The following is a 3,241-nucleotide window of genomic DNA, read 5'->3' as shown; positions in this document are numbered from 1 at the left end:
AGGCGTTCGTCGCAGGCACGATGCTCGGCGGTTTCGTCTTCCACTGGCGCTCCGCCGGTCCGGAGCACCACCCCGTCCGCCGGGTCGTCATCGCCGGCCCGGCGGTCGCCGCCGACCGCGGTGTCCTCGAGCGCGCGGTCGCCCTCGGTGGCGCCGGATGGCGCTCGCGGATGCTTGCCACGGTGCCGTCGAACCTGAAGAACCCGGCCTGGCTGGCCGGCCAGGCGGAGGAGATCGCGGGTGCGGCCGGTCTCGAGATCCGCGTCTGGGACGAGGAGGAGCTGACCCGCGACGGCTTCGGTGGCCTCGTCGCCGTGGGCCGGGCCTCCGCCACGCCGCCGCGCCTGATCCGCCTGGACTACACGCCGCGCGGCGTCTCCATCCGCGCCGCCAAGAAGCTGCCGGTCGTGGTGCTCGTCGGCAAGGGAATCACCTTCGACAGCGGCGGCCTGTCGATCAAGCCGGGCCCGGCGATGGTGTCGATGAAGCGCGACATGACCGGCGGCGCCGTGGTGCTCGCCACCATGGCCGCGCTCGCCGACGTCGACTGCCCGGTCCGGGTCATCGGCCTGGTGGCGGCCGCGGAGAACGCCATCTCCGGCAGTGCGCTCCGGCCCGGGGACGTCATCCGGCACTGGGGCGGTCGGACCACCGAGGTCGGGAACACCGATGCGGAGGGGAGACTGGTGCTCGCCGACGCGCTCGCGTACGCCGTCGCGGAGCTCGACCCGGCGCTCGTCGTCGACGTCGCCACGCTCACCGGCGCCGTCAAGGTCGCGCTCGGCCAGCAGGTCGGCGGCCTGTTCGCCACGGACGACGCGATTGCCGACCGGCTCGTCGCCGCCGGGCAGCGGGCCGGGGAGCCGCTGTGGCGACTACCGCTGTTCGCAGGCTACGAGGATCGGCTGGCCTCGAAGGTGGCAGACGCCAGCAACGACCCAGGAGGAGCCGGCGCGATCACCGCCGCGCTGTTCCTCCGACACTTCGTCGGGGACGTGCCGTGGGCGCACCTCGACATCGCGTCCGTCGCCGACGTGGAGAAGGACTGGCACGAGTGGACCGTCGGGCCGTCCGGCTTCGGGTCCCGGCTGCTGCTCACCTGGCTCGGGTCCGAGGACCCTGTCGAAGGGATTGGTTCATGAGAGGTCTCACCGTCCGCTGGTCGCTGGCCGACGCACCGGAGGGGGTCGAGGACGACCTCAAGTCCTACGTCGCCGACACCTCACATGCACGCTTCACCGACCAGGAGGGGCTGTCCTTCAAGGTCTGGCGGTTGCGCGCCGGGGAGTGGTTCGAGGGCTGCTACGTCTTCGCCGACGACGCCAGCCGGGCCGCGTTCCAGCAGCAGTTCACCGCGGTGGCCGCCGAGTCGCCGGGCTCGCAGATCATCGGCAGCGCGCCGATCCTGATCGAGGAGTGCGAGATCGGCGCCATCGCCGAGGGTGCCGCCGGCTTCGTAACTGCGGCGCGCGGCGAGTAGGACGCGGCGATCTAGTCGCTCCCGCCCTCGGGGATCCACTCCTTCTTCGCAACCAGCAGGCCGTCGCCGACCGGCAGCAGTGCGGGCACCAGCCCTTCGGTGGCGGCGACCTGCTGGACCAGCTCGCGGATCGCGAGCGTCTCGTCGTCGCGACGCGAGGGGTCGGCGACCCGGTCGTGCCACAGTGCGTTGTCGAATGCCACCACGCCACCGGGGCGGAGCAGCCGCAGCGCCTCGGTCAGGTAGGCGCCGTACTCGCGCTTGTCGCCGTCGGCGAAGACCAGGTCGTAGTGGCCGTCCGTGAGCCGCGGCAGCACGTCGAGCGCAGCGCCGGCGATGGTGCGCACCCGCTGCGGCGCGATGCCGGCCTCCTTGAAGGACTCGCGGGCGAGCCGCTGGTGCTCGGTCTCGATGTCGACGGTGGTCAGCACGCCGTCGGAGCGCATCCCACGCAGCAGCCACACCCCCGAGACGCCGGTGCCGGTGCCGATCTCGACGACGGCACGCGCCTCGAGCACGGCGGCGAGGAACCGCAGCGCGGCACCGCCGCCGGAGCCGATCGGCGCCACGCCGACCTCCTCGGCCCGTGCCCGAGCCGCGACGAGGACGTCGTCCTCGTCGACGTAGGTGTCGGCGAAGGTCCAGCTGGTCGCGTTGATCGGTGTGAGGGCCACGGCGTCAGCCTAGGTCCTGGCGCACCCGGAGCGCTGGACCCAACGCCGTGGAACATCCGATCCATGCCGATCGTTGGGCTCTTTCACAGGGAACCCTCAGGACCCGCCCCTACCGTGAAGGAGCCACACCACCTTGGTACTGACCCCGCGGAAGAAGGCGACGATGGCGGAGAGCATCGACGACACCGTCCAGCATCCTGAGCAGACGCTGGACTGGCACAGCATCGTCGAGCAGCACTCCGACCGGGTCTACCGCCTCGCCATGCGGCTCACCGGCAACCGCCACGACGCCGAGGACCTCACCCAGGAGGTCTTCGTGAGGGTCTTCCGCTCGCTCCACACCTACAGCCCCGGCACCTTCGAGGGCTGGCTGCACCGGATCACCACCAACCTGTTCCTCGACCAGGCCCGCCGCAAGCAGCGGATCCGGTTCGACGCGCTGTCCGATGAGCGGGCCGCCCGGATCGCCAGCGCCGTGGCCCACCCCGAGGCCGCGTACGCCGACCAGACCTTCGATGACGACGTGGAGGCCGCGTTGGCCTCGCTCACGCCGGACTTCCGGGCGGCGGTGGTGCTCTGCGACATCGAGGGCCTCAGCTACGAGGAGATCGCGGAGATCCTCGGTGCCAAGCTCGGCACCGTCCGCTCCCGGATCCACCGGGGTCGCGCCCAGCTCCGCGCCGCGCTGTCCCACCGTGCGCCAATTGCGGGCCGCACCCAGTACGCCGGCCCGACGGCCGCCGCGTTCGCGGGGGGAGCGATGTGATCGGTCACCTCGGCAACCGCGTGAGCGCCCTCCTCGACGGCCAACTGTCGGCGAAGGAGACCGAGGAGGCGTGGGCCCACGTCTACTCCTGTCACGCGTGCCGTGACCTCGTCGAGCGCGAAGGCTGGGTGAAGACCCGCCTGGCGGGGCTGTCGACGGGGGAGCGCACGGTTCCGTCGAACCTGAAAGGCTCGTTGCTCAGCATGCCGCCGGGCGACGCGATCCTCGCCGAGGCCGACGCGCACCCCGGCGCGCGCCGTCACCTCGGCGCCGCCGCCCTCGGCGGAGGTGCCCTCGGCGCGGCGATGCTGGGCGTGCTGG

The 3,241-nt window shown here is 72.1% G+C and carries 5 protein-coding genes; 4 read left to right on the top strand and 1 reads right to left on the bottom strand.

Features of this window, described 5'->3' with window-relative positions; translation table 11 throughout:
* Together E7Z54_RS21035 and E7Z54_RS21030 are read left to right on the top strand one after the other, a co-directional pair.
* The coding region (locus tag E7Z54_RS21035) for a leucyl aminopeptidase family protein (RefSeq protein ID WP_136436691.1) at nt 1-1,142 on the top strand (1,142 nt) is incomplete at its 5' end.
* On the top strand, nt 1,139-1,480 hold the full coding sequence (locus E7Z54_RS21030; protein ID WP_136436690.1) for a hypothetical protein: 342 nt from the start codon (nt 1,139-1,141) through the stop codon (nt 1,478-1,480). The genes E7Z54_RS21035 and E7Z54_RS21030, both read left to right, overlap by 4 nt.
* A gap of 11 nt (nt 1,481-1,491) precedes the next feature.
* On the opposite strand, the gene E7Z54_RS21025 is transcribed toward E7Z54_RS21030, so the two are convergent.
* Nucleotides 1,492-2,154 (bottom strand): O-methyltransferase, encoded by a 663-nt coding sequence (locus tag E7Z54_RS21025; protein ID WP_240769820.1) that lies wholly within the window; start codon nt 2,152-2,154, stop codon nt 1,492-1,494.
* Between the two features lie 163 nt (nt 2,155-2,317).
* On the opposite strand from E7Z54_RS21025, the gene sigE reads away from it, so the two are divergent.
* Together sigE and E7Z54_RS21015 are read left to right on the top strand one after the other, a co-directional pair.
* A complete protein-coding gene (gene sigE / locus E7Z54_RS21020) occupies nt 2,318-2,920 on the top strand; it encodes an RNA polymerase sigma factor SigE (RefSeq protein ID WP_136436689.1) in 603 nt (200 codons plus the stop codon).
* Nucleotides 2,921-2,940: 20 nt separating this feature from the next.
* The coding region (locus tag E7Z54_RS21015; RefSeq protein ID WP_136436688.1) for an anti-sigma factor family protein at nt 2,941-3,241 on the top strand (301 nt) is incomplete at its 3' end.

Source organism: Nocardioides sp., assembly GCF_004803405.1.
Lineage (GTDB): Bacteria > Actinomycetota > Actinomycetes > Propionibacteriales > Nocardioidaceae > Nocardioides > Nocardioides vastitatis.
The sequence above is the reverse complement of the archived record's forward strand: the minus strand, read 5'-3'. Positions and strand labels throughout refer to the sequence as shown.

What these genes read in the sequence shown, in the direction of transcription:
- sigE (WP_136436689.1), top strand. Translation starts at nt 2,318, where the DNA reads ATGGCGGAGAGCATCGACGACACCGTCCAGCATCCTGAGCAGACGCTG.
- E7Z54_RS21030 (WP_136436690.1), top strand. Translation starts at nt 1,139, where the DNA reads ATGAGAGGTCTCACCGTCCGCTGGTCGCTGGCCGACGCACCGGAGGGG.